Source organism: Streptomyces pseudoechinosporeus (assembly GCF_054783935.1).
Window position 1 is genome coordinate 234,355 of sequence record NZ_BAAGPS010000004.1, and the last position, 26,197, is coordinate 260,551.

Sequence of the window (26,197 nt, forward strand, 5' to 3'; positions counted from 1 at the left end):
GCCCGATCGCAGACAGCCACCGACTGGCTAGACTTCGGGGCCTCGTGCCCTCGTGCACGTGATCGCGCCACGTACGGGTCATGCCGTTCCCGAAGGGTTTCGACGCTTGATAGCCATCGAAGATGTCAGCAAGCGATATGCCGACGGCACGGTGGCCGTCGATCGCCTGTCCCTGCAGATTCCGAACCACTCCATCACCGTGCTGGTCGGGCCTTCGGGGTGCGGCAAGACCACCACGTTGCGCATGATCAACCGCATGGTCGAGCCCAGCAGCGGCACGATCCGGGTCAATGGCGAGGACGTCCAGCGTCAGCCGGTCAACGCCCTGCGCCGTTCCATGGGTTACGTCATCCAGAACGCCGGCCTCTTCCAGCACCGCACCGTCCTCGACAACATCGCCACGGTGCCGCGGCTGCTGGGCTGGTCCAAGCAGCGCGCCCGGGCCCGGGCTTCCGAGCTGATGGAACGGGTCGGCCTGGACCGGGAGATGGCCCGCCGCTACCCGTACCAGCTCTCCGGCGGCCAGCAGCAGCGGGTCGGCGTGGCCCGCGCGCTGGCCGCGGACCCGCCGATCCTGCTGATGGACGAGCCGTTCTCGGCGGTCGACCCGGTTGTCCGCCGGGGTCTGCAGGAGGAGTTGCTGCGCATTCAGGGCGAGCTCGGCAAGGCGATCGTGTTCGTCACGCACGACATGGACGAGGCCATCACGATCGGCGACCGTATCGCCGTGCTACGCACCGGTGGCCAGCTCGCCCAGTTCGCGGCGCCGGACGAGCTGTTGTCGTCGCCCGCCGACGAGTTCGTGGAGGAGTTCCTGGGCGGCGACCGGGGCATCCGTGGACTGTCGTTCCTGTCCACGCGCGATCTCGAACTCGACCGCTCCCGGGTCTTCCCGATCGGCACGGACCGGCAGCGGATCGCCGAGGCCACCGGCTCTCAACACACCGATGCCCAGCCGGTTCTGGTCACCGACGCCGACGGCCGACCCCTCGGCTGGACCGACCCCACGGCATGGGACGGCGACGCCGCGACCCTGACGCCGTACGGGCAGAGCTTCCAGATCGGCCGGGACTCCCTGCGGATCGCCCTGGACCGGGCGGTCCTTTCGCCCACCGGTCACGCGGTCGCCGTGGACGCGTCGGGTCGGGTGCTGGGGATCGCCGGTCAGGAGACGATCGCCGCGGCGATCCGCGCCGCCCGGCAGCAGCACGCCGCCGGCTCCGGGCAGGGCACTGACTCCCCGCAGGACCCGCCCCCGGTGAAGGCCACGCGATGAACGGCTTCTTCGACATCCCGAGCGACCTCCAGAGCAGCTATCTCGGTCTCATCTCCACGCACCTGCAAGAGGCTCTGATCCCGGTGCTCGTCGGCTTCCTGCTGTCGCTGCCGATCGGCCTGCTGTGCGTTCGCGTCCGCTGGCTCTACCCACCGGTGCTGTGGACCACCACGGTGATCTACGCGATCCCGTCGCTGGCCTTCTTCGTGGTGCTCATCGACTACACCGGGCTGAGCAAGCTCACGGTGATGATCCCGCTGTGCCTGTACAGCCTGGTCGTCCTCGTCCCGTCGGTCGTCGACGGCATCCGGTCGGTTCCCGAGGAGACGAACGCCGCCGCCCAGGCGATGGGCATCGGCCTCGTACGCCGCTATCTCCAGGTCCAACTGCCCATCGCCGTACCCGCGATCATCGCCGGACTGCGGGTGGCCACCGCCTCCAGCATCAGCCTCGTCAGCGTCGGTGCGCTGATCGGCAACCAGGGCGCGCTGGGTAATCTGCTGACCACCGCGCTGCTCTACCAGCGCCCCGCCCTTGCCCTGAACTCGGTGCTCACCACCGCCGTACTCGCCGTACTCGTCGACGCCCTGCTCGTCCTCGCGCGCCGGCTCCTCACCCCCTGGCTGCCGCCGTCCGACAGCAAGGCCAGGCGCACGGCCCTGCGTACCGCCGCGGGACCCACAGTGCCGGACACGTCCACAACAGCGGGCGCCGCCCGCGCACCGGAGCGCGTCTCGTGAACGTACTGAACTTCATCGAGTCCTTCTTCAGCGACAGCGCCCGCTGGAGCGGCTACGACGGGATCCCGCAGCGTGTGTGGGAGCACCTTCAGTACTCCGCCGCGGCGCTCGCGATCGCCGCGGCCATCGGCCTGCCGATCGGTCTGGTCACCGGGCACACCGGCCGCGGCGGCAATGCGATGGCGTTCGTGGCGGCGGCGGCCCGCGCCCTGCCGACGTTCGGGCTGCTGGTGCTGATGTTCGTCTGGCTCGGGCTGAGCGTGCTGCCCGTGATGATCCCGCTGGTGGTGCTGGCGATCCCGCCGATCCTCATCACCACCTACGAGGCGGTGCGCACCGTGGACCCCTCGCCCGTCGACGCCGCCCGCGGAATGGGCATGTCACAGGCGGGGATTCTGTTCCAGGTGGAGGTGCCGGCCGCGCTGCCGCTGATCCTCAGCGGGCTGCGCTCGGCGGCGATCCAGATCGTCTCCACGGCGACGATCGCGGCGTACGTCTCGCTGGGCGGCGTCGGCCGGTACATCGTGGACGGCCTTTACCAGCGGGACTACGAGAAGGTGGTCGGTGGGGCCACCCTCACCGCCGTCCTCGCTCTGTTCGTCCTCGTGGTGTTCTGGGCCGTGGGCCGGACGGCGGTGTCCCCCGGGGTGCGCAGGCACGGAGCGGCCTGACCCCCGCGGGGGGTTACCGCTGCTCGGCGGTGGCCAGGGCGTGTTCCAGGACGACGAGCAGCGCGTCCCGGACCGAGCCGCGTTCGCGGGCGTCGAAGACGGTGAGCGGTACGTGGTCGGCGACGTCGAGGGCCCACCGTACGTCGTTCAGGTCGTGCTCGACCTTGCCGTCGAAGGCGTTGACGGCCACCGCGAAGGGGATCTCCCGGTGCTCGAAGTAGTCGACGGCCGCGTAGCAGTCGTCGAGGCGGCGGGTGTCGACGATGACGAGCCCGCCCAGCGCGCCGTCCACCAGGTCGTCCCACATGAACCCGAACCGCTCCTGGCCGGGGGTCCCGAACAGATAGAGCTTCAGCGTCGGGTCGAGCGTGACGCAGCCGAAGTCCATGGCGACGGTGGTCGTCATCTTCTCCGGGGTGTGCGAGAGGTCGTCGACACCGGCCGCGACCGAGGTGATGGACGCCTCGGTGGTCAGCGGCTCGATCTCGGAGATGGCGCCCACCGTGGTGGTCTTGCCCACGCCGAAGCCGCCCGCGATCACCATCTTCACCGGCAGCGGCGGCCGGGTCCCCGAGGCCTCATCGTTCACGGACCCGGCCCCGGGAGTCGGGGATGTCTCGAAGACCATCGATAACCCTTCGCAATACAGTGGCGTCGCGGGCGGAACCGTCCTGCGGTGCGTACAAGGCCAGTTGACCGTCCGCGCGCAGATCGTCGGCGAGCACCCGGATCACATTGAGGTGCATCCGCAGTTTCGCCGCGATCTCCGCCAGCGACTGCGGCTGGCGGCAGATCATGATGATGTCGCGGTGCTGGTCGAAGGCGAAGGCGTCCAGCGTGGCCAGACCCACGTCGGTCGCGATCACCTGTGTCTCGATCGGAATCGGCGGTACGAGGCTGTCGCCGCCGGCGATCCGCCCCGCCGTCAGCAGGAACGGCCTCACGAGAGGCGCGGGAGGCTCCGGCCCCCACACGACGTCGTCGGCGGCTGGTGGCTCACCGGCCGTCATCACGTTCCCCCTTCACCTTCACGGGCGCCATTGGTCGGGCGACGCCCCCGGTTCCCGGCCGTCCGTCACCCGGCTGGCGCGATCCCCACGGTGTTCTTCAGCTCCATGACCAGCTGCGGGCTCAGCGCGGCACCGGCGCGATTGGCGAAGAGGGTCATCTCGTACGCGATGTTGCCGAGCTTCGCCTCCTTGGACGCGACCACGCCGAGCACCGCGCCCGCGCCGAGCGCCGACACCAGGACGTGCCCGCCCTCGAGGTCGATGATGACCTTGTTCAGGCCACCGAGTCCGTAGTTGCCCGACGCCCCCATGGCGAGGCTGGTGATGCCGGAGACGATCGCCGCCAGCCGTTCCGAGTCCGCCTGTCCGCGCAGTTGGGACACCGCGATCAGCAGACCGTCGGAGGAGACACCGATCACGTCGACGACCCCGGCGGTCTCGGTGGCGAAGCGGTTGAGCAGCCAGTTGAAGTCGGCGGCGGCGGCCTTCATGTCCGTCACCGGCTCCACGGCCCCGGATTGCGGTCCACCTGTCCACATCGTCACTTGCTCATGCCTTCCGGGAATGGGGATCTGTAGGTCTCTGGTCTGTGGGTCTGTGGGTTGTGCCCGGCCGGGTCTCGGCCGCGGCCTCGCGCTGAGCCCGCTGGACGGCGGCCTCGAACTCGTCGAGCTCGGACCGCGTCGCCTCCGCGTCGGCGGGCTGCCAGGCGGACGGCCGCTGCTTGACGGGCGCACGCTTGGGCTGGCGGCTCGAGGCGGTGGTGGCCCCCAGGGTCGCCCCGCGCACCCGGCGCCGCAGCGGCCCGGGAGCGTCGGGCCTCGCCGGGGCCGTACCGGAGGATCCGATGTCGCCTCCACCACCGCGCCCGGCCGCCTCGTGAGCGCCGACTCCCGTACCGGGTGCGGGCCTTGGCGAGGTGGCACCCCGTCTGGGCAGCGGGGGAGTGCCGGGGCCGTACGGAGTGTGGCCCATGGCCTGCTCGCGTCCGCTCTCCGCCGTGGCTTCCAGGCGGCGCGCGTGGCCGGGGGACAGGGGCTGAACGGGGGAGCGGGGCGGCGGGGCCTGCTCCGTTCGCGTACGCGCGGGGATCCGGCGGGGCAGGGACGAGCGGCCGGGTGCCGCCTCCACCATCGCGGGACGCGGCTCGGCCGGGCCGTTGCGGCGGGCGGGCGGCAGGATCTGCGCGGGCCGTGCCGGCGGCGACATCGGGTCGGCGGACAGCAGATGGGCCGGGGGAACCGCGACGGTGGCGGTGACACCGCCGCCCGGGGTGCGGGAGAGCTCGACCTCGATGCCCCAGCGCCGGGACAGACCGCCGACCACGAACAGGCCGAGGACCTCCGTCGGCGCCAGGTCGAGCCGTTCACGGCGGATCAGCCGGGCGTTCTCCTCGGCCAGCCGCTCCTCGCTCATCCCGAGACCGTGGTCGACGATCTCGACGAGGGCGCCGCCGCCGGAGCCGTGCCGGGGCCGCAGGACCACCTCGACGCTGGTGTGCGCCGGGGAGAACGTCACCGCGTTCTCCAGCAGTTCGGCGAGCATCAGCGTCAGATCGCCGACGATGTCGGGGGCGACGGTGACATCGCCCTCGGCGTGCGGAGTGACCCGCTGATAGCCCTCGATCTGGCCGAGCGCGGCCCGGACGATGTTGCTCAGCCGCATCGGCCCGGTGTTCAGACCCGTCTCCCGGATTCCGGCGAGCAGCATCAGGCTGTCGGCGTTGCGCTGGAGACGTACGGCGATGTGGTCGATGCGGTAGAGCCGGTCCAGTACCTGCGGATCGGTCTCGCCGCGCTCCACCGAGTCGATCAGCGCGAGTTGACGTGTTGTCAGGTTGCTGACGCGGCGGCCGACGTTGCCGAACATCTCGGCGATGTTGCGGCGGCTGACGACCTGGCGCTCCAGCAGGGCACTCGCGGTGACCTGAACCTGGTTGAAGGATTCGGCGAGTTCACCGAGCTCGTCGCGTACGGGCACGGGTACGGCTTCCAGACGCGGCGGGCTCGCGTCGTCCGCGTCGTCGTCCGCGACCCGGGCCAGCTCCGTCTCGGCCGCGGCGGCCACGTGCTGGGCCGCACCGGTCAGGGTGCGTACGGTCCGCACCACGGAGCGGCGCACCAGCACCGAGAACAGCAGCCAGGCCCCGAAGGCGAGCAGCGTGCCGGCGACCAGCCAGGCCACCTGCCACCAGGCGGTGTTCGACGCGGACTGGGTGTCGGCGGCGATCTGGTCGATGAGCGACTGGGTGATCTTCAGCCGGTTCTGCGCCTGGCGTTCGTAGGTGGGCTCGGCCTGCAGCGCCTGGTCGAGGGCCGTACGCAACTGGGTCGCGTTCTCGGCGACCAGCGCGCTGGGGTCGACCTGGAGCGAGACATAGTGCTGGGCGATGACGCTCTGGTACGGGCTCTGCTCGATCCCGGCCAGTTCGGCGCCCTGCTCCTGGCTGGCGAACCGGGTGAACCGCTCGGCCTGGTGGGTGTACTGCTCGAAGTCGCCGACGGCGGCGGTGAACTGGATGAGCGCGTTCGGGTCCCGGGTGCGGGCGGCGAACACGCTGGTCTCGAAGGACGCGTGGGAGGTGTCGGCCCGCAGCAGCGCGTCGAGCAGATTGCCCGCGGACGAGGAGGACTCTTCACCCGACTCACCGAGTCCGAGTCCGCTGATCAGGCCCTCGATCACCGATCCGTACGCGGGGTCGATGTTGTCGGCGGGTATGGGCCCCGACTCCACGGTCTGCCGGAGGCTGTCCAGGCCCTCCAGTTCCTTCAGCGCCTGGGCCTCGCCCGCCGGCAGCCGCTCCCCGTAGGTCTCCCGGACCGTCTCTATCTGGGAGTTCACCTTCTGCTGCGCCTCGAGATACGAGGAGGTGTCGGGCGGACTGTCGTCGGGGCGGGCGGCCTCATGGCGCAGGGAGACGAGCAGCGCCTGCCGGTGCTCGGTCTGCACACCGTCGATCAGCTTGGTCACCTGCGCACTGTCGCGCACGAGTTCAGCGGTGGAGGCGGCGGAGCGGGCCTGGTCGACCTGGGCGTAGACGACGTAGGCGAGCATCGCCGAGACGACCGCAAGCGGAACGATCACCAGAACGTTCAGTTTGCGCCGGAAGGGCCAGCGGTCCAGGAGGGGCGGCGTCGGGCCGGTGCGGGGCGCTGCGGGTGATTGTTCCCCGGCAACCTTTCTGTGCGCGGGCACCGAACCTCCTTGCTTCTTGCATCACATGGGAAGCCCGCTGTCCGAAACTCATGGGTTGCAGGGTCGCGACAGCGCGCTTCGACCGACAAGTGGAACCAGGTGGAACAGGACCCCCGACGCGGCCAACATTAGCGGCTGCCGCAACAGTACGGCCATGATCAAACAAAAACTGGCACGGGGATACGCCGGATTCGCTCGTATATTGGCCCCGTTGCGCACACAGGACGAAGCCGTCCGGTGTCCATCGGTGATCAATTCGTGTCTTGACGGTCCGTGATCCGGCTCGCTTGGATCGTCGCGACGCCGCAACTATGGCCGTACTCGACCACACCGCCACCCCCGCCAAGTCTGGATGACGAACGTGACCTTCGCACGAAGCACCAGAAAATCCGCAACGTACGCCGTTTCCCTGCTGGTTGTGGCCACGGCCGCGCTGGCGGGCTGTGGTTCCTCCGACGACTCCTCCAGCAGCTCCGACCCCTTGCAGGAGGACGACACCAAGGGCGGGACCGTCGTGGTCGGTTCCAACAACTTCCCCGAGAGCATCCTGCTTGCGGACATCTACGGCGAAGCCCTCAAGTCCAAGGGCATCAAGGTCAGTTACAAGCTGAACATCGGCAGCCGCGAAACGACCTACGGTCTGATCAAGAACGGCACGATCACGGTGCTGCCCGAGTACAACGGGGCGCTGCTGGCCTATCTGAACAAGGACGCGCACGCGACGACGCCTGAGGAGACCAACAAGGCCATCGCGTCCGAACTCGACTCAAAACTCACGCTGTTGGAGTCCTCGGAGGCCCAGGACAAGGACGCCGTCGCGGTCAACGAGGCCACGGCCAAGAAGTACAACCTGACGGAGAAGTCGACGCTCGCCGACCTCGCCGAAGCGGCGCCTGAGCTGGTCATCGGCGGTTCGCCCGAGTTCCAGACCCGGCACCACGGGCTGCCGGGCCTCAAGGAGGACTACGGGCTCGAATTCAAGTCCTTCAAGGCGCTGGACGCGGGCGGTCCGCTGACGGTGGCGGCGCTCAAGGGCAACAACATTCAGGCCGGGAACATCTTCACGACCGACCCCGGTATCGAAAAGAACAAGTTCCTCATCATGCAGGATCCGAAGAATCTCTTCGGATTCGAGAACGTAACTCCGCTGACATACAAGAGCGATCTCCCGGCAGAGGGAGTTTCCGCGCTCAATGCCGTATCGGAGAAGCTCGACACGGAAACTCTGATCAGCCTCAACGGTGAGGTGCAGAACGGCAACAAGGACCCGCTGGAGGTGGCCAAAACCTGGCTGTCCTCCAACGGACTGACCTGACGGATTCAGGGCCGGGGCGGGCTTCCGCTCCGGCCGCTGCCACCGAGGGCTCGACCACCTGTGCCTCGCCGCCCTCGGCACGGCCCGCCACTCCGCCGCCCGCCTGTCGGCCCTCGGCCGCCCTGAACTGACCGGCCTGCGCCCCTACTTGGCCGACGAGGCGTCCGCGGACTCGGGAATGATGATCCTCGAGTACGGCGCTGCCGCCGCGACAGCCGAGATCCAGACGTACGCCACCCCGGTCGCCCCCGGCCACGGGGTGCTCTCCCGGGGAGTGGAGGAGGCGGCGAGCTTCGCCGCCCAGGCGGCCCGCAAGACCCCGCGCCCGGCCGACGCCTACCGCCAGGTCCTGGCCTGCGAACTCGTGGCCGCTGTCCGCGCGTTGAGCCAGCGCGGCACGGCGCCCGCTCCAGGAACCCCGGCGGGCCGGGCGTACACCCGCGTGGCTCAGGTCCTGAATCCCGCCATGGAGGACCGCCCGCTCACCAGCGATGTGACGGCCGCGGCAGCACTCCTGACGGAGTTCGCAGAGCTCACCTGAGCCCCGTCAGCCGCAGGGCCGGGCGCGAGAACGGCTGAAAAGCGCCCCGAACAGCCCAATTCCCCAGTTGTGCTGCGTATTCACGCCGATACAATCTGTAGTGAATGAATGCGCAACCATCTTGAGGGGGAGACGGAATTGACCCGCGCCTGGGAAGCAGACCCGTCCGCGTTATTCGAGCGACGGCTGGGAAAGTCGGCCAAAGAGCTGGGCGCGACGGACGGCCGTGACGACTGCCCGGACATCTGGCAGCTCGACAACGGCGATATCGCCGTCATCGGCCGGGACCTCACGGCCGCCTACGGCCCCCGCCTCCCCGACGGCGTGACCCTCGCCCCCGACGAGCGGTTGGTGGTCATTCCCGGCAGCATGCTCAGCTCGGCAAAGGCGGACATCCCCGATGCTTGACCTACTCGCTCCGATCCTCGTGCCCGAGCAGGGCGAACGACTCACTCGCGACGCCTACAAACGGGACTTCCGAGAACGTGACGCGCTGATCCGGGACGCGGACTCCTGGAAGCTGGAGCGTCGGCAGCACTTCGAGGAGCAGGGCAGTCCCAGCCGGGACGCACTGCGCCGCGGAGACTGGCAGGAGGCTCTCAGGCTCCTCGGAGACCGGCGTGACGACCTGCTCGCCACCGCTCGGGACGACGCCCGCAAAGACCATCGCTTCCACCGGGTACGGGTGGTCGAGCAGCCGCTGACGCCGTACGTCCAGTGGGAGCTGCACTCCCATCGGCAGCGCGCCCAGTACGGAGAGCTGATCCGCGTCGTCGGCGCCGAACAGGTGGCCGCCGCCGAGCGCGAGCACCTGCTGCCGGAAGTCGTCGTCCTCGGCCACGACACGCTCTTCCAGGTCCTCTACTCCCCGTCCGGAGCCACCCTCGGCGCGGTTCGCTACACCGACCGCGAGCTGATCAACAGCTGGGAGAGCTACATCCGCAAGCTCTACGACACCGGGGACGACGTGCGGGCGTACTTCGAGCGCGAGGTGGCCCACCTCCCCCCGCCCCAGACCGGGACGCCCCAGACCAGGACGGAGTAACCGATCACAGAGCCCCGCCCCCACGACAACGACAAGCACCCCGGCAGCACGCACTCCGAAGTGTCGGGGTCGTCCTCGCGTGACGTCGTACAGGCCAGGGACGTCACCGGCGGAATCCACTTCCACGAACAGGCGAAGGCGGACCACGGCAGCGGATCGGCGAACCCCACACCACGGCAACTCCCGGCCAACGTACGCGGCTTCGTCAACCGCACCGACGAACTCGACCAGCTGAACGCCGTCCTGACCGGTGACGGTGACGACCCGCTCGTCGTCTCGGTGTACGTCATCGCCGGAACCGCCGGCGCCGGAAAGACCTCGCTCGCGCTGCGCTGGGCCCACCAGGTCCAGGGCCGCTTTCCGGACGGCCAGCTCTACGTCAATCTGCGCGGCTACGACCCCGGTCAGCCGGTCACCGCCCAGGAGGCGCTGCACCGTTTCCTCGCCGCCCTCGGGGTGGGCGCTCCCTCCGTACCGCGGGATCTGGACGCCGCCGCGGCGCTGTACCGCTCGCTGCTGGCCGACCGCCGGGTCCTGGTCGTCCTGGACAACGCGGCCACGGTGGGCCAGGTCCGTCCGCTGCTGCCCGGCAGCGCGAGCAGCCTGGTCGTCGTCACCAGCCGCAGCCGGCTCTCCGGACTCGCGGTCCGGGACGGGGCACGCCGGCTCACCCTCGGCACCCTGCCGGAGCGCGAGGCCATCGCCCTGCTGCGTACCGTCACCGCCGGATACCGGCCCCAGGACGACGAACAGCAACTCGCCGAACTGGCCCACCTCTGCGCGCGACTGCCCCTCGCCCTGCGTATCGCCGCCGAACGGGCCGCCAGCGACCCCCATATGCGGCTGGCCGACCTGACGGCCGACCTGCGCGACGAATCCGCCCTGTGGGACGCGCTGAGCACCGGCGACGACGAGGAGGCCGAAGCCGTCCGCACCGTCTTCGCCTGGTCCTACCGCGCCCTGCCCGACCAGGCCGCCCGGCTCTTCCGGCTGCTCGGCCTGCACCCCGGCCCCGAGTTCGGCCTGCACGCCGCCGCGGCCCTCACCGGCGGGAGAACGACCCGGACCCGCCAACTCCTCGACTCCCTGGTCGGCGCCCACCTGCTGGAGCAGACCGCCCCGGACCGCTACCAGTTCCACGACCTGCTGCACGCCTACTCCATCGACCAGGCCCAGCACGAGGAGCCCTCCGAGGAACGGAGCGCCGCGCTGCGCCGCATCCTGGAGTGGTACCTCCACACCGCCGACGCCGCACAGAGCTGGATCGATCCCGCCGAGGACCACCTGGACCTCGTACCGCCTCCGGAGGGCGTACGTCCCCTGTCCTTCGCCGACTACGACGCCGCCGTGGACTGGTCCGAGCGCGAGCACACCAACCTCCTGCGGGCGGTACGCACCGCGTCCGCCGCCGGAGAGGACCGGCTCGCCTGGCAGCTGTGCGCCGTCCTGTGGAACGCACAGTTCCCTTCCGCCGCCGGGGCCGACTGGCTGGGCGTGGGCCCCACCGGCCTGGAAGCGGCACGCCGGTCCGGCGACCGCGGAGCCGAGGGCCTGCTGTGCACGGACCTGGGCATGGCGTACGCGCGGGTCAACGACCTGGACCGGAGCCTCGAATGCCACCGCAGCGCACTGGAGATCTGGACCGAGCTGGGCGACCGGCTGGGCGAGGCGCACTCGCTCAACCTGATCGGGCTCAACCATCTGCGCCGCCGACGGCTCGACTCCGCCGCCCGCCGCTTCGAGCAGGCCATCGCCGCTTTCCAGGAGCAGGACTCGGCGCACTGGGCCGCCACCGCGCTGTCCAACCTCGCCACCGCCCACTACCGGGCCGGCCGCCTCCAGGAGGCCGCGACCGTCATCGAGCAGGCCCTGACAGCACACCGGGACCTGGGCAACCAGCGAGGCGAGGGCAACATCCTGAGCCTGTCGAGCGGCCTGGAACGTGAACAGGGCGATATCGAGGCGGCCTTGGCCTCGGCCCAGTCCGCGGTGGACATCGCCCTGGGACTGCGCAACCTCCGCATGGAGGGCTACTGGCTGCTCACGCTCGGCGATGCCCAGCAGGCAGCCGGCCGGTTCGCGGACGCGCTGACCTCCTACCAGCGGTCCGCCACGCTGCATCAGCGTCTCGGCGACCGCACCAGACAGGCCTGCGCCTGGCACGGCGTGGGCGAGGTCTACCGCCGGCTCGACCGCCACCCGGAGGCGGCCGACTTCCACCGCCAGGCCGCCGCCACCCACCACGACCTCGCCGACACCTGGCACGAGGCCCTCGCCCTCGACGGCCTCGCCTCGGCCCTGCTCGACAAGGCCCCGGACGAAGCTCGCCGGCACTGGACCCGGGCCCTGAGGCTCCTCGCCGACTACGACGATCCGAGGGCGACGGCGATGCGCGACACCCTCGAACACCGGCTGGCCGAAGCCAACTGACGGATCCGGTACGTCACTTCAGCCGACATCTCGTACGCCCACTCCGGGGCAGCCGGAGGAACGGCCCACCCGGCGAACCCTCCCCTCACTCCTCTAACCTGTCGCCCATGAACGCACCGGGGGACATGATCGACGGCCGCTTCGAGTTGATCGACCGGCTCGGCAGTGGCGGGATGGGAACGGTGTGGCGGGCGCGCGACAACGTGCTGCACCGGGAGGTCGCCCTCAAGGCCGTACGGGCGGACGCGGCGACGTCGGACGCCCTGCGGGAGCGGGTGCTGCGAGAGGCACGGGCGCTCGCCCGGATCAGCCATCCGAACGTGGTGACCATCCACCACATCGTGGACCACGACCCGCACCCCTGGCTCGTGATGGAGCTGGTGAGCGGCATCTCGCTCCAAGAGCGCCTCGACAGCGGCCCGTTGCTCCCCGCCGAGGCCGCCCGCATCGGCCGTCAGGTGCTCGCCGCCCTGCGGGCCGCGGACGCGGCCGGCATCCAGCACCGCGACGTCAAGCCCGCCAACATCCTCCTGCGCCCCGACGGCACCGCCGTGCTCACCGACTTCGGCATCGCGGCCCTCCAGGGCTCGACCTCTCTGACGGCCACCGGCGAACTCATCGGCTCCCCCGAGTACATCGCCCCCGAGCGGATCCGCGGCAACGACGACGACCCGGCGTCCGACCTGTGGTCCCTGGGCCTCGTGCTGTACGTCTGCGTCGAGGGCGTCAGCCCGATGCGCCGCGCGACCACGCTCGCCACCCTGGCCGCGGTGATCGACGACCCGGTACCGCCGCCGGTGCGCTCCGGCCCCCTCGCGCCCGTACTCCAGGCGCTGCTGGTACGGGACCCGGCGGCCCGCCCCGACGCGGCACGGCTGGACGCGATGCTCGCGCAGGTGGAGCACGGCGCGAGCCCGCACTGGGCGCAGCCGACGGTGACGACGACGGCACCGCCGGCCCCGGATCCGGTGCCGCACCCGCTCACCCAGCTGGACACCCCCCGGCCGACGCCGCACCCCGGGCACGACCACGCGACCGGCCGCGCGCGCAGCCGTACGTCGATCGTCATCGCGGTCATCGCGGTCGCCCTCGCGGTCACCGCCGCCACCGCGCTCGCCCTCGTGCTCGGCGATTCGACCGACAACGAGGCCCGCAGCAGTACGTCCCCCACAACGGCGACCACAACGGCGACGCAGCCGACACGCCAGACCCCCGAGCCGAACCAGCCGCCGACCCCCACACCGACCCCGCCGAAGCAGACCGCCCGCCCGCCCGCCGCCCCCAAAGGCGACCGCTGGATCGCCCAGCTCTACTCCGAGCCCGTCAGCGCGGGCACGGCCGCCAGAGACCAACGGCTCGCCAAGATCCGCCAGTCGATCCCCGGGGCCATCTACGTCCGCAGCGACAACTTCGCCTCCCTGCGCCCCGGCTTCTGGGTCATCTACGCCCCGGGCCCCTTCGCCAACGGCCGAGCCGCCCTGACCTTCTGCCGCGAACGAGGCCGCACCACCGCGAACACCTGCATGGGCCGCTACCTGAGCAAAAACGCCTCGGACTTCGCCCTCCAGTGCCGCCCACCGGCCGCCAACCCGACGGGCCGCTGCACCCGCCCGTGATCAGGGCCATCCCAGCCAGCAGTAAAACCGCAGGTCAGAGCCCCTCGGTCATATGAGTTTCCCCCCAGGGGTGGCCGTCGGGCAGTATGGGGTGTATCTGCCCACTGCCGATTTCAAGCGTCCGGACGGTTTCTCTTGGCTGAGTACATTTACACCATGCGCAAGGCGCGCAAGGCGCACGGCGACAAGGTGATTCTCGACGACGTCACCCTGAGCTTCCTGCCCGGAGCGAAGATCGGTGTCCTCGGCCCGAACGGTGCCGGTAAGTCGACCGTCCTCAAGATCATGGCCGGCCTTGAGCAGCCGTCGAACGGTGACGCGTTCCTGTCGCCCGGTTACACCGTCGGCATCCTCCTGCAGGAGCCCCCGCTGAACGAGGAGAAGACCGTCCTGGAGAACGTCCAGGAGGGTGTCGCCTCGATCAAGGGCAAGCTCGACCGGTTCAACGAGATCGCCGAGCAGATGGCGACCGAGTACACCGACGAGCTGATGGAGGAGATGGGCAAGCTCCAGGAGGACCTCGACCACGCCAACGCGTGGGACCTGGACTCCCAGCTCGAGCAGGCCATGGACGCCCTGGGCTGCCCTCCCGGTGACTGGCCCGTCACCAACCTCTCCGGTGGTGAGAAGCGCCGCGTCGCGCTCTGCAAGCTGCTGCTCGAGCAGCCCGACCTGCTGCTCCTCGACGAGCCCACCAACCACCTCGACGCCGAGTCCGTGAACTGGCTGGAGCAGCACCTCGCCAAGTACCCGGGCACCGTCGTCGCCGTCACCCACGACCGGTACTTCCTCGACAACGTCGCCGGGTGGATCTGCGAGGTCGACCGCGGCCGCCTCCACGGCTACGAGGGCAACTACTCGCAGTACCTGGAGACCAAGCAGGCCCGTCTCAAGGTCGAGGGTGCGAAGGACGCCAAGCGGCAGAAGCGTCTGAAGGAAGAGCTCGAGTGGGTCCGCTCCAACGCCAAGGGGCGGCAGGCCAAGTCCAAGGCGCGCCTTGCCCGTTACGAGGAGATGGCCGCCGAGGCGGACAAGATGCGGAAGCTGGACTTCGAGGAGATCCAGATCCCGCCGGGCCCCCGCCTGGGCAATGTCGTCGTCGAGGTCGAGAACCTCACCAAGGGCTTCGGCGAGAAGCTTCTCATCGACGACCTGTCCTTCACGCTGCCGCGCAACGGCATCGTCGGCATCATCGGTCCGAACGGCGCGGGCAAGACCACGCTGTTCAAGATGATCCAGGGCTTGGAGGAGCCGGACTCCGGTGCGATCAAGGTCGGCGACACCGTCAAGATCAGCTACGTCGACCAGACCCGCGCGAACATCGACCCCAAGAAGACGCTGTGGGCCGTCGTCTCGGACGAGCTGGACTACATCAACGTCGGCCAGGTCGAGATGCCCTCCCGCGCGTACGTCTCCGCCTTCGGCTTCAAGGGCCCCGACCAGCAGAAGCCGGCCGGCGTGCTCTCCGGCGGCGAGCGCAACCGGCTGAACCTCGCGCTCACCCTCAAGCTGGGCGGCAACCTGCTGCTCCTCGACGAGCCGACCAACGACCTGGACGTCGAGACGCTGTCCTCGCTGGAGAACGCGCTGCTGGAGTTCCCGGGCTGCGCCGTGGTCGTCTCCCACGACCGCTGGTTCCTGGACCGGGTGGCGACGCACATCCTCGCCTACGAGGGCGACTCCAAGTGGTTCTGGTTCGAGGGCAACTTCGAGTCGTACGAGAAGAACAAGATCGAGCGGCTCGGCCCGGACGCCGCCCGTCCGCACCGAGCCACCTACAAGAAGCTGACCCGGGGCTGATCTTGCGGCACATCTACCGCTGCCCGCTGCGCTGGGCGGACATGGACGCGTACGGCCACATCAACAACGTGGTCTTCCTCCGCTATCTGGAGGAGGCACGCATCAACTTCCTGTTCCGCCCGGACAAGGATTTCCAGCAGGGGTCCGTGGTGGCACGCCATGAGATCGACTACAAGCAGCAACTGGTGCACCGGCACACACCGGTGGACATCGAGCTGTGGGTCACAGAGATCAGAGCGGCGTCGTTCACCATCACGTACGAGGTCAAGGACCCGGACCAGGTGTATGTCCGGGCCTCGACGGTGATCGTGCCGTTCGACTTCGAGGCGCGGCGACCGCGCCGTATCACCGCCGAGGAGAAGGCCTTCCTCGAGGAGTACACGGAGTCCAAGGACGACGAAGATCCCTCGGAGGCCGTCGCCGCATGACGGCCCTGCACCTCGCCGACGCCGGGGAGGCGGCGGACCTCGCCGCCTTCCTTGCCCGGCTGATCCACTACGACCGCGCGGCAGCCGTGCGGTTGCAGGGGTCGGGGACGGCGCTCGCGGTGTTCGGTCGGCCCCCGTCGTTCGAGGTGCTGGCGATCCGTACGGCGCGACTGGCCAAGCCGTACGAGAACGGTCTTGACGTCTCGCTCGATGTGACCGTCTCGGCCGGTGAACTCCTGGAGTCCCTCGACGAGTCGGCGGCCACGGCCATCGTCCCGGCCGCCGTCACCGGACCGCCGTGGGCCGGCGTGCTGCCGCCGCGCGGCGGCTGGGGACAGGAGCCGGGGCTGCCCGCGCTGGAAACGGTGCGGTCGATGGTCGCCTCGGCGGTCGCCGAATTCCGCTCCCGTATCGGGGAGTTGGCGCCCGAGCGGCGTACCCGCGCCGAGCTGGACCGGATCGGGCGGGAGATCTGGTCCCGGCCGATCGGCGACACCGAACTGCCGGTGCGGGCCGCACACGCGGCGCAGTCGCTGGGATTCCTGAGGCCCGCACGCACGGCCGCGCCCGACGAGGCCGCGCTGGGGCTGCTCTCGTCGGGCGCGTGGCTCAGGCTGCGTACGCCGTACGGATCGATCGCCGTACGCAGGGCGGGACTTGGGGCGCTGGACGTCAGCGTTCGCTGAGCTTCGTGGCCCGCGCCCCGGCCCCGACTCCCGCCCCGGGTACTACACCAGGGGCCACAGGGCGGCCGCGAGCGCGAAGCCGGTCAGCCCCATCGCGGTCGTCAGTACCGTCCAGGTGCGCAGGGCGGTACTCACATTGATCCCGACCAGCTTCGTGAAGATCCAGAAGCCCGAGTCGTTGATGTGCGACAGGGCGAGTGCTCCACCGCCCATGGCCAGGGCGACCAGCGCCAGCTGGGGCGAGGACAGGTCCACCTCCTTCACCAGCGGCCCGAGGAGACCGCCGACGGTGACCAGCGAAACCGTGGCCGAGCCCTGAGCTACACGCAGCACGAGCGTCATCACAAAGGCCAGGGCGAGCAGCGGCAGACCGCTGGCCTGCAGCAGGTCGGAGACGGCGTCACCGATACCGGTCTTGACCAGCACCTTGCCGAAGATGCCGCCGGCGCCGGAGATGAGGACGACCAGAGCGATCGGAGGCAGGGCGGAGCTCAGGACCTCTTCGATGTGGGAGGCAGACCAACTGCGGCGGACGCCCAGGAGGTAGGCGCACAGCAGCACGGCGATGAGCAGGGCGACCATCGGAGCCCCGATCACGCCGAGGACGGTGCGCACCGACGAGCTCTCGGCCAGGGTGTTCGTGCTGACCGTGCCGAGCATGATGAGCACGATGGGGGTGAGGACCAGGGTGAGGATCATGCCGAAGGTCGGCGGGCGCTCCGTCTGCTGCGCGTCGCTGGGCGCCGGCGCCAGAACCGTGGCGCCGCCATCGCCCTTCTCGACAGCACCGCTGCCCGCTGCCGGGGCGGATCCGCCGCCGGTGCCGTCCGCGTCCGGCGAGTCCGCCTCGCCGTAGATCCTCTGGTACGCATCGGGGTCGATCGGGTACTCACGGCGGGTCAAGCGCCGGGCGAGCAGGAACCCGACCAAGGTCACCACGGCGGTGATCGGGATGCCGAAGAGCAGGATCATGCCCTGGTCGGCGCCGATCAGGCCGGCCAGTGCCACCTGTCCCGGGTGCGGGGGCAGCAGGGCGTGCACGGTGAGCATCGCTCCGGCGAGCGGCAGGGCGTACGTGAGGATCGGCTTGCGGGAAACCCGGGCAACACCGACGACGATCGGCATCAAGATGATCAGCCCGACGTCGAAGAAGATCGGGATGCCGAGAATGAAACCGGCCACGGTCAGTGCCAGCGGTGTTCGGCGCTCACCGAATCTGTCGATCAGTGACTGCGCGAACGACCGTGCGCCGCCCGATATCTCGATCATTCGGCCGACCATGGCGCCCAGCGCGATGATGATGGCGATGTAGCCGAGGGTCTGGCCCATGCCGTCCTGGATGGTGGTGACCAGCTCTGCCGCGGGAGTGCCCGCGGCCAGCGCCACGCCCATGCTCACCAGGAGCAGGGCGATGAATGCATGGACCTTGAACTTGATCACCATCAGCAGCAGCAGGGCAATGCCGCCCGCCGCGATCAGCAGCAGTGTGGTGGAGCTCATTCGCCGGTCTCCTTCGGTGAGAGCACGGTAACGATGGCGGAGTCGTCGTGGGCGGCGAGGCCTGAGCTTTCGCCGAGGAGGTAGAGCTGCTGCGCGGCGGACGCGAGGGGGACCGGGACGTGGGCGTCCCTGGCGATGCCGGTGACGATGCCCATGTCCTTCACGAAGATGTCGAGGCGGGACTTCACCTCGGGGTCCGGGCCGTCCTCGTACGTCTCGACCATGCGGGGGCCGCGGTCGGCGAACATGAACGAGCCCGCGGCGCCGTGGCGGAGGCTCTCCACGACCGTGGCCGGGTCGAGGCCCAGGCCCCGGGCGAGAGCGACGGCCTCCGCGGCGGCGGCGATGTGGACGCCGGCGAGGAGTTGGTTGATCGCCTTGAGTGCCTGGCCGTCGCCCGGACGGGGGCCCACGACCGTGAGGGTGGAGGCGAGGAGGTCCAGGACCGGGCGGGCCAGGTCCAGGGCCTTGTCCTCGGCGCCTACGACGATGAGGAGGTCACCGTTGCCCGCGCGGACAGGGCCGCCGCTGACCGGCGCGTCGACCGTGAGGATGCCCTTTTCGGTGAGGCGGGCGGCTGTGGCGCGGGCCGCCTCCGGGCCGACCGTGCTGGTGAGGACGACAGTGGCGCCGGGGCGGAGGGTTTCGGCTGCGCCGTGCTTGGCGAAGAGGGCGCCTTCTACTTGGGACTGGTCTCGGACTGCGAGGAGGACGATGTCCGCGTTGCGGGCGGCTTCGGCGGGGGAGGTGGCGGCAGCGCCGCCCGCCTTGGTGACCAGGGCCCGGCGGTCTTCGGCTATGTCGTAGGCCGTGACCGGGAGGTGGGCGGCCAGGCGGGTGGCCATGGGGAGGCCCATGGCGCCCAGGCCGATCACTGCCGTGTGGGGAGCGGTTGACATGTGAGTGTCCTTTGGGGAGGGGGACGGGGGTGCTTTGGGGGTATGACTTCGGCTGCGGGTGGGGTCGCCCAAAGCAGGGCCGGAGCCGGATGGGGAGTGTTTTCCGGCGTGGCGGCAGGGCGCAGCGCCCGAGCTGGATGGGCAGGCCCTGTTGTGCCGCCGCCCGAGGCCGCGGGAGCCCCAGCGGGCCCTGAACTACGCGTGCCGTGGGGTCAGTTGTACGCCTCGGTGAGGGCCTTCAGGCCCGGTCAGCGGCATCAGGCAGCGCTCCTCAGGAGCGCGAGGGCGTCGGAGAGGGCGTCGTCGCCGCCGACGTTGCCCGCGAAGACGACGTACGGGATGCCGGCGGCCGGGCCGTCGACGGGCTGCCAGAGGGAGACGATGCCGGGGAGCAGGGTGCCGCGGGCCCAGGCGCGGCGGATCTCCAGGCCGTGGGTCGCGGTGTCGCTTGAGGTGATGCCGCCCTTGGCGATGACGAAGGCGGGGCGGCGGGCGGCGTTGACGAGGCGTACCGCTTCGACGAGGGCGGCGGAGACGCGGCGGGAGATGGCGAGGCTGGCGTCCGGGTCCGTACCGGTGACGAGCGTGCGGGTGGTGCGGATGACGGCGTCGGAGGTCTCCAGGGCGGCCGCGGCAGCGGTGGCGATCTCGCGGATGTGGGTGTCGCGGCGGGTGTCGTAGAGGAGCTGGGCGACGTCGAGTTCGTACTCGGTGAGGTTGCCCTGCTGATTGCCCTGCCGCTCGCGCAGGCGGTCCAACTGGCGGGTGGTCAGGGAGACATGGGAGCCGACGACGATCAGGCCGTGCGGGGCGTCGCCGCGCAGGGGGCGGAGTTCGGCGGGGGTGAGCGGGGGGTGGGCGGACTGGCCGGCCCGGGCGCGTACGAAGGAGGGGCCTACGCGGTAGAGGAGGTGGGCGCCGTTCTCCTCGGCCTCGGCGAGAGCCAGGGCGAGGACGCGGAGGTCGTCGTCGCAGACCGCGTCCACCACGGCGGGGGCGCCGTCGCGGAGGGTGGAGAGGAGGGTGGCGACGTGGGCGGGGCCGTGCGTACGGAGGTCGGTGAGCGTGATGCGGAGGACCTTGTCGGCGGGGGTGCGGCCGTGCGTCTTCTCCTCGATCCAGTCGGGGAGGCGGGAGGAGCGGTAGCCGAAGGTGGCGTCCCTGGCGAACTCGCTCTCGCCGACAGGGAGAAGGCCGTCCGGGGTGCGCATCCAGTGGGTCGAGTCGGCGGTGAGGCGGCCGGCCTCGATGTAGGCGGGGACGAGGACGACTCCGTCGGGGGTGGGGGCGCCGACGGACGTCAACTCCTCGGCCAGTACGTCGGTTTCGAGCGGGAAGTGGCCGCGCAGGGTGGAGTCGCTTCGGGAGGCGATGGCGTAGGGGATGCCTTCGGCCCGGGATGCCTGGTGGAGGGCGTGGACGATCTCGCGGTTGCGGGTCGCGGTGTCCTCGGGGGAGAGGCTGCGGGTGTTGGTGAGGACGAAGAAGGCGGGGGTGTTCTGGCGGAGGGCCCAGCGGAGATCGTCGACGGTCCAAGTGGTGAGGACGGGGATGTCCTTGATGGTCTGGGTGCCGGTGGGGTCGTCGTCCAGGACGACGAGGCGCGGGGCGGACCGGATTCTGGCGGCGACTTCCGATGCCGGGACGGCCCGGACAGGCGGGAGGCCGGAGAGGACTTCGTGCTCGGGGAGGGCATGGCGGGGTAGGGACATGGCGGTTCCTGGGTGAGGGCGGGGGATGGGGATCGTTCGGGGGTGAGCACACTCGTGCCACCCCAGTGGCACGAGTGCCTTCGGCCACGTATCGGCTACGTGTGCCTACAGCCACGCAGCGGCTACGTGGTCAGGAGCTGTGCGCGTCAGCGGTGGTCGGGGTCCTTGATCACGTGAGTGCGCAGGTCGTTCGCCGTCTGGTTCATATGGGCGTCCATCGCGCGGCGGGCCTTCTCGGGGTCGCCGGACTCCAGGGCCACCAGGACCGCTTCGTGATGGGCGATCGCGTTGATACGGATCTGGGGGACCGCCGACGTCTCGCGGCGGCCCTCCGTCAGGAGCGGGCCGAAGGGCTCGAACAGGAGCGGGACGAAGAGGTTGCCGGTCGCCCGCATCACCGTGGCGTGGAAGTCGATGTCCGCCTGGACGAACTGTTCCGTGTCCGCCGTGTCGGCCGCCTCGCGCATCGACGCGAGGTGCTCGCGCAGCTCCGCGAGGTCGGCCTCGCTCCTGCGGACGGCGGCGAGTTCCGTCGCGCCGTTCTCGATGAGGCGGCGGGCCTCGATGAGTCGCTCCGAAAGGGCGGTGTGCGAGGAACGGGACGCCGCGCGGACCACGTGTTCCATGGCGGTCCAGCGGTCCGGCGGGTTCACGTAGGTGCCACGGCCGCGGACCACACGTACGACGTTCTGCGCGCGCAGTTGCTTCACCGCCTCGCGCACGGTCAGACGGCTCACGGACGACTGCTCGGCGAGCTCGGCCTCCGGGGGGAGGGCGGCGTCCGGCGGGTACGTGCCGTCGATGATCGCGCTGAGCAGTTGCTCGGCCAGGTCTTCGGAGAGCGACATCGTTGGGCCTCCGGCGGGCGGGTCTCGACGGGTGGTGACCAGAAGTCTGTCATCAAGTGATCGCAGTGCGATCAAGAGATCTGACGTCAGACATCTGATGTCTCGATGGGCGTAACCATGACACCGGGGTCGGGGCCCGTCAATACCTCTGCGTGATTGCTGTTCGGTTACGGCAATAGATCAAGCGTGGGGCTCAGCCCGCCGTGTTCACCATCGACGCCGCCGCGTACGTCAGGTAGTTCCACAACGTGTGCTCGTGCTCCTCGGAGAGGCCGAGCTCGTCGACGGCGACGCGCATGTGCTTCAGCCAGGCGTCGTGCGCCGCGCGGTCGACGGCGAAGGGGGCGTGGCGCATCCGCAGCCGGGGGTGGCCGCGGTTCTCGCTGTACGTGGTGGGGCCGCCCCAGTACTGGATCAGGAACAGCGTGAGGCGCTCCTCGGCCGGGCCCAGGTCCTCCTCGGGATACATGGGCCGCAGCAGCGGGTCCTCGGCGACACCCTCGTAGAAACGGTGGACGAGGCGGCGGAAGGTCTCCTCCCCGCCGACCTGCTCGTAGAAGGTCTGCTCCTGAAGCGTGCCGCGCCGAATCTCATTCACGTGGGTTGGCCTCACAAATATCGCTCGGGGTGGCCCCGGTCTTCCCGGCCGGGGGTCCGGGGGCTGTCCCCCGGGAATTGCAGCACTCGTCCATGGTCTCAGACGGGGAGACCGAGGACTCAAGGCCTAGGACCACCGCCCAAGGCTTGGGGACCCCCGGCGGAACGGCGCATTCAGGCGCTCGCCTCCGGGAGCCGTGCGCCGCACAGTGGAGGTATGAGCGCGCACGTCATCGGCCATGGCCTGGACGACCTCGCCGCCACGGCTCGGGCGGCGCTGGTGCGTGAGATCGACGCGGGCGGGGCCTGGGACAGCGACCCGGTCTGGCGGGAGGCCTTCGAGAGCGTCCCGCGCCATCTCTTCGTGCCGTACTACTACGTCGGTGCCGAGGACGGCTACGAGCGGCTGTGGGGCGAGGACCCCGACCCGCGCAGGCGTGAGCGCTGGCTGCGCGGTGCGTACGCCGACTCGCCGCTGGCCACCCGGGTGCGCGACGGCGAACTGCTCTCGTCCAGCAGCCAGCCGTCCCTGATGGCGAAGATGCTGGCCGAGCTGGAGGTACGGGACGGCAACACGGTCCTGGAGATCGGCGCGGGCACCGGCTACAACGCGGCCCTGCTCGCCCACCGGCTCGGCGACGAACGGGTCACCACCATCGACCTGGACCCGGAGATCACCGAGTCGGCCCGGCGGCATCTGGCCGCCGCCGGGTACCACCCGGCCGTCGTCACCGGCGACGGCGCCCGCGGCTGCCCCGAGCACGCCCCGTACGACCGCGTCATCGTGACCTGCGCCGTGACCTCGATCCCGCGCCCCTGGCTCGCCCAGTGCACCCCCGGCGCCCACATCCTCGCGCCGATCGCGACCGGCGTGATCGACCTGCGCGTACGCGACGCCGAGCACGCCGAGGGCTACTTCCTGCTCACACCCGCCTACTTCGTGCCCCTGCGCGGCACCGGGCGGCCGGAACCGCGGCCCACGGTCGACGGCGGCCTGCCGCGCCGGGCGATCCAGAACGAACTCTTCCGCTTCCTGCTGGCCCTCACCGCGGGCGCCCTCGATCCGCACGAGGCCCTGGCCCTGTGGGAGCGCGAGGAGCAACCGGAACGCGTGCGGTACGGGATCACGGTCAGCGGCGAACGCGAGTGGGCCTGGCTGGACGACCCGGAAGGGCCGTACGCCTGGCCGCTCGCGTAACGCACATCACGCCGATCACCTGACGCCGCTCAACCCCTGCGAATCGTGATCGTCGTCCAAGCCCCCACGTGCACCCGGTCGCCGTCCTGCAGCGGTACGGGGACGAAGGGCTGGATGGGCTCCTCGCCGCCGTTGACGGTGGTGCCGTTCGTGGAGTTCTGGTCGACGACCGCCCAGCTGCCGTCCGGCTGCTGGACGAGGACCGCGTGCTGGTGCGAGACGCCCGGGTCCTCCGGCGGCACCGCCAGGTCGATGTCCGGGGACTCGCCCGTGGAGTGGCGACGGCGGCCGATCGTGATCTGGTTGCCGATGAGCGGGCGCTGCTGCTCGGGGGAGTACGCGGGGAGGTTCAGCCCTGCGGCCTCCGGACCGGAGCGCTGCATCATCGCCATGAAGTACTCGCGGTCGGGCCCGATCGTCACGTTCCAGGCCATCGGCTGCTGCTGGTACCCGGGCGGGGCCTGCGTCGCGCCGGGCTGCGGGTAGCCGTAGCCGCCCTGGCCCTGGCCCTGACCACCGGGACCGCCGCCCGGCGGAGGGAGGACCCAGTCGTCGTTGCCCCCGTAGGGCTGCCCGCCCGGACCCTGCGGATGGCCGGTCTCCTGCGGGTACCCGGTCTCCTGCGGATATCCGGGGGGAGCGGGCTGCTGGTACGCCTGAGCGGCACCGGGGCCACCGGGCCCGCCCTGACCCTGACCACCGAAGTTCCCGGGACCACCGGGGTACCCACCCTGGCCCGAGGGATCGCCGCCGTACGGCGAGAGCGGCTCGGCAGGACGGTTCATCTGCGAGGGCCGCGAGCTCTGGTAGTCGTACGAATCATGGCCGGAACCGTGCTGTCCGGGCGGCTGCTGCTGGAACCGCAGCGCCGGGTTCGGGCCGCCGGGACCGGCACCGGGAGGTGCGGCCGGGGTGTACGAGGTCGCCGTGTTCGTCAGGAAGTTCCACCGGCACTCCTCGCAGAACGGCGCCGCGCCTTCGCGCGGTGTGTGGCACTGCGGGCAGTACTCCGGCTCGGGCGACGGGTCCGGTACGGCGGACAGGTGCGGGCGCCCGCCCTGGCCGGGCGGCGGATAGCCGTAGCCGGCTGCCGGGGGTGGCGGCGGAGGCGGGGGCACGGCACCGGCCATGCGGTGACCGCAGACCTCGCACCAGTCGTCGGAACCCGACTGGTGTCCGTTCGGGCAGGTCGGCATGTCGGCGCTTCCCCCTTTCTTCTTCCGGCCCCGGGGGACCGAAGTTCTCCGTCCCCCTCGGTACAGGGTCCGGGCTCGCAGCTCCGGCCCCCGGGGAGGGGCCGGACCACCTATTTCTTTACACGAACAGTCTTTGTCGACCGCGTCTCGAGCGTCATCTCGTCGGCCTCTTCGACCTTTGCCTTCAGTCGCACAGTACCTGCCGGGGCGTCGACCACGTCCACTACCTTCGCAAGCAGTTTCGCCGTATCCGCGTTTCCGGAGATGCTGGCGAGCTGAACGGCGCGGCCCAGCTTGGCCGTTGCCCCATCGATATCTCCCGATTTACGGGCGTCCAGTCCCTGTTGGATGACCTGTGCCAGTTCGGCCTGGCCTGTGTAGTGCGCGACCTGCGGGTTGATCGACGTGGACGCCACCATGTCGTCGGTCCACACGGCCCGTACGAGACCCTGCGCGCCCAGCGTCTGGGCGGTGCCGTCGGGCTGCGGGATCACCAGGGAGACCCGGGCCGCGAGCATTTCCTGGCCGATGCCCGCCTCGGGCACCTCGACGCAGACGTGGTAGTCACGGGACTCGTCTCCCCAGGAGCCGGTCGGGTAGTCACCGGCGCGCGGGCCCGCCTCCGTGCGGCGGTCGGTCAACTCCTCGACCGTGGGCGCCACTTGCTTGACGAACTTGATGGCTGTGCCCACCGGCGTCCACAGCCGCAGCGCGACGTCCGCGACCTCCTTGCCCATGGCCGTCTCCATCATCTGCGTGAAGTCGGCGGACAGTCCCGCCGGGTCGGCGACGATGTCGGCGGTGCCGAGCAGCGCGGAGGCGATCCCGGTGACCTCCTTGACCTCCCAGTCGGTGCCGACGCCCCGCGCGTCACAGGTGAAGCGCCCGGCGCAGGCGTCCAGCGCGGCCTTGAGATCCTCTGCCGACTCGTGTTCGTTCCGTCCGTCGGTGAGCACGATGCCGTGCCGGATCGCGACGTCCGCCGATGCCAGCAGCCGGTCCGCGAGCCGCAGCCAGGTGCCGATCGCGGTGCCGCCGCCCGCGCTCAGCTTGCGCAGCGCCTGCTTGGCCTGCTCGCGGGTCCCCGCGTCGGCCACCGCGAGCTGCCCGCCGCCCGGGTAGACCTCCTTGGCCACATGCGTGCCGCCGATCACCGCGAAGTGCACTCCGTCGCGTACGGCGTCGATGGCGGCGGCCGTCGCGTCCCGGGCGCCGCGCATCTTGGTCGGCGGGTAGTCCATCGAGCCCGAACAGTCGACCATGATCGCCACGGCCGCGTCCGGGCCCTGCCCCGGTGTGTAGAGGTGCGGCGCGGCGACCGCACTCCCGATGGTGCCGCCGCCGGTCGAGGTCACCGTCACGATCGCGTTGACCTCGCGCCCGCCTTCCGGCAGGTACTCGTTCTGGTACACGTCCACCGAGAACTGCGGCACGTTCGACTTCGAGAAATTGGCCATGCCTTCTTTGCTCCCCCTCAGGACCCCCACGAACCGT

General features: G+C 70.3%; 23 protein-coding genes and 1 pseudogene. 13 read left to right on the plus strand and 11 right to left on the minus strand.

The window, feature by feature from the left end:
* Positions 1-106 precede the first annotated feature (106 nt).
* The 3 genes from ACYVO6_RS05670 to ACYVO6_RS05680 are packed head-to-tail and all read left to right on the plus strand — an operon-like array spanning position 107 to position 2,687.
* Positions 107-1,276: an ABC transporter ATP-binding protein gene (locus ACYVO6_RS05670; protein WP_461057875.1), complete on the plus strand. Its 1,170-nt coding sequence runs from the start codon at positions 107-109 to the stop codon at positions 1,274-1,276.
* Positions 1,273-2,016: an ABC transporter permease gene (locus tag ACYVO6_RS05675; RefSeq protein WP_461057877.1), complete on the plus strand. Its 744-nt coding sequence runs from the start codon at positions 1,273-1,275 to the stop codon at positions 2,014-2,016. Before ACYVO6_RS05670 ends, ACYVO6_RS05675 begins: the two co-directional genes overlap by 4 nt.
* Positions 2,013-2,687, plus strand: a complete 675-nt coding sequence (locus tag ACYVO6_RS05680) for an ABC transporter permease (RefSeq protein WP_461057879.1) — start codon at positions 2,013-2,015, stop codon at positions 2,685-2,687. Before ACYVO6_RS05675 ends, ACYVO6_RS05680 begins: the two co-directional genes overlap by 4 nt.
* Before the next feature lie 13 nt (positions 2,688-2,700).
* Here the strand turns inward: ACYVO6_RS05680 and ACYVO6_RS05685 are convergent, their stop codons facing one another.
* The 4 genes from ACYVO6_RS05685 to ACYVO6_RS05700 all read right to left on the minus strand — a co-directional run bounded on the left by ACYVO6_RS05685 (position 2,701) and on the right by ACYVO6_RS05700 (position 6,892).
* Positions 2,701-3,315, minus strand: coding sequence for a GTP-binding protein (locus tag ACYVO6_RS05685; RefSeq protein WP_461057881.1), 615 nt, complete (start codon positions 3,313-3,315; stop codon positions 2,701-2,703).
* Complete coding sequence (locus ACYVO6_RS05690; protein ID WP_461057882.1) at positions 3,266-3,697, minus strand: DUF742 domain-containing protein; 432 nt, start codon at positions 3,695-3,697, stop codon at positions 3,266-3,268. The genes ACYVO6_RS05685 and ACYVO6_RS05690 overlap by 50 nt, the downstream gene beginning before the upstream one ends.
* A gap of 65 nt (positions 3,698-3,762) precedes the next feature.
* Complete coding sequence (locus ACYVO6_RS05695) at positions 3,763-4,236, minus strand: roadblock/LC7 domain-containing protein (RefSeq protein ID WP_461058227.1); 474 nt, start codon at positions 4,234-4,236, stop codon at positions 3,763-3,765.
* A 10-nt stretch (positions 4,237-4,246) separates the two neighbouring features.
* A complete protein-coding gene (locus ACYVO6_RS05700) occupies positions 4,247-6,892 on the minus strand; it encodes an ATP-binding protein (protein ID WP_461057884.1) in 2,646 nt (881 codons plus the stop codon).
* A gap of 352 nt (positions 6,893-7,244) precedes the next feature.
* Between ACYVO6_RS05700 and ACYVO6_RS05705 the strand changes: the two genes are divergently transcribed.
* From ACYVO6_RS05705 to ACYVO6_RS05745, 9 genes and pseudogenes are all read left to right on the plus strand, one after another.
* Complete coding sequence (locus ACYVO6_RS05705) at positions 7,245-8,207, plus strand: ABC transporter substrate-binding protein (RefSeq protein WP_461057886.1); 963 nt, start codon at positions 7,245-7,247, stop codon at positions 8,205-8,207.
* A 25-nt stretch (positions 8,208-8,232) separates the two neighbouring features.
* A pseudogene (locus tag ACYVO6_RS05710) lies at positions 8,233-8,748 on the plus strand (aromatic amino acid lyase); the annotation flags it as partial.
* Positions 8,749-8,886: 138 nt separating this feature from the next.
* Positions 8,887-9,156: a hypothetical protein gene (locus tag ACYVO6_RS05715; RefSeq protein WP_461058229.1), complete on the plus strand. Its 270-nt coding sequence runs from the start codon at positions 8,887-8,889 to the stop codon at positions 9,154-9,156.
* Positions 9,149-9,793 (plus strand): DUF6879 family protein, encoded by a 645-nt coding sequence (locus ACYVO6_RS05720; RefSeq protein WP_461057888.1) that lies wholly within the window; start codon positions 9,149-9,151, stop codon positions 9,791-9,793. Before ACYVO6_RS05715 ends, ACYVO6_RS05720 begins: the two co-directional genes overlap by 8 nt.
* Positions 9,794-9,853: 60 nt before the next feature.
* Positions 9,854-12,223 (plus strand): ATP-binding protein, encoded by a 2,370-nt coding sequence (locus ACYVO6_RS05725; protein WP_461057890.1) that lies wholly within the window; start codon positions 9,854-9,856, stop codon positions 12,221-12,223.
* 107 nt (positions 12,224-12,330) lie between these two features.
* Positions 12,331-13,839: a serine/threonine-protein kinase gene (locus tag ACYVO6_RS05730; RefSeq protein ID WP_461057891.1), complete on the plus strand. Its 1,509-nt coding sequence runs from the start codon at positions 12,331-12,333 to the stop codon at positions 13,837-13,839.
* A gap of 135 nt (positions 13,840-13,974) precedes the next feature.
* Positions 13,975-15,639 (plus strand): energy-dependent translational throttle protein EttA, encoded by a 1,665-nt coding sequence (ettA, locus tag ACYVO6_RS05735; protein WP_461057893.1) that lies wholly within the window; start codon positions 13,975-13,977, stop codon positions 15,637-15,639.
* 2 nt (positions 15,640-15,641) lie between these two features.
* Positions 15,642-16,067, plus strand: a complete 426-nt coding sequence (locus ACYVO6_RS05740) for an acyl-CoA thioesterase (protein WP_461057895.1) — start codon at positions 15,642-15,644, stop codon at positions 16,065-16,067.
* Positions 16,064-16,753, plus strand: a complete 690-nt coding sequence (locus tag ACYVO6_RS05745) for a hypothetical protein (protein ID WP_461057897.1) — start codon at positions 16,064-16,066, stop codon at positions 16,751-16,753. Before ACYVO6_RS05740 ends, ACYVO6_RS05745 begins: the two co-directional genes overlap by 4 nt.
* 42 nt (positions 16,754-16,795) lie before the next feature.
* Here ACYVO6_RS05745 and ACYVO6_RS05750 read toward each other — a convergent pair whose 3' ends face one another.
* The 5 genes from ACYVO6_RS05750 to ACYVO6_RS05770 all read right to left on the minus strand — a co-directional run bounded on the left by ACYVO6_RS05750 (position 16,796) and on the right by ACYVO6_RS05770 (position 22,310).
* Positions 16,796-18,253, minus strand: a complete 1,458-nt coding sequence (locus ACYVO6_RS05750) for a GntT/GntP/DsdX family permease (RefSeq protein ID WP_461057899.1) — start codon at positions 18,251-18,253, stop codon at positions 16,796-16,798.
* A complete protein-coding gene (locus ACYVO6_RS05755) occupies positions 18,250-19,152 on the minus strand; it encodes an NAD(P)-dependent oxidoreductase (RefSeq protein ID WP_461057901.1) in 903 nt (300 codons plus the stop codon). The genes ACYVO6_RS05750 and ACYVO6_RS05755 overlap by 4 nt, the downstream gene beginning before the upstream one ends.
* Positions 19,153-19,409: 257 nt before the next feature.
* Positions 19,410-20,864, minus strand: a complete 1,455-nt coding sequence (locus ACYVO6_RS05760) for a four-carbon acid sugar kinase family protein (protein ID WP_461057903.1) — start codon at positions 20,862-20,864, stop codon at positions 19,410-19,412.
* Positions 20,865-21,010: 146 nt separating this feature from the next.
* Entirely contained in the window at positions 21,011-21,712 is a 702-nt protein-coding gene (locus tag ACYVO6_RS05765; RefSeq protein WP_461057905.1) for a FadR/GntR family transcriptional regulator, read from the minus strand.
* A gap of 193 nt (positions 21,713-21,905) precedes the next feature.
* Positions 21,906-22,310, minus strand: coding sequence for a globin (locus ACYVO6_RS05770; RefSeq protein WP_461057907.1), 405 nt, complete (start codon positions 22,308-22,310; stop codon positions 21,906-21,908).
* Positions 22,311-22,526: 216 nt separating this feature from the next.
* Between ACYVO6_RS05770 and ACYVO6_RS05775 the strand changes: the two genes are divergently transcribed.
* On the plus strand, positions 22,527-23,507 hold the full coding sequence (locus ACYVO6_RS05775; RefSeq protein ID WP_461057909.1) for a methyltransferase domain-containing protein: 981 nt from the start codon (positions 22,527-22,529) through the stop codon (positions 23,505-23,507).
* Positions 23,508-23,536: 29 nt separating this feature from the next.
* On the opposite strand, the gene ACYVO6_RS05780 is transcribed toward ACYVO6_RS05775, so the two are convergent.
* Both ACYVO6_RS05780 and ACYVO6_RS05785 read right to left on the minus strand, forming a co-directional pair.
* Entirely contained in the window at positions 23,537-24,703 is a 1,167-nt protein-coding gene (locus ACYVO6_RS05780; protein ID WP_461057911.1) for an FHA domain-containing protein, read from the minus strand.
* Positions 24,704-24,813: 110 nt separating this feature from the next.
* Positions 24,814-26,160 (minus strand): vWA domain-containing protein, encoded by a 1,347-nt coding sequence (locus tag ACYVO6_RS05785; RefSeq protein WP_461057913.1) that lies wholly within the window; start codon positions 26,158-26,160, stop codon positions 24,814-24,816.
* Positions 26,161-26,197 lie beyond the last annotated feature (37 nt).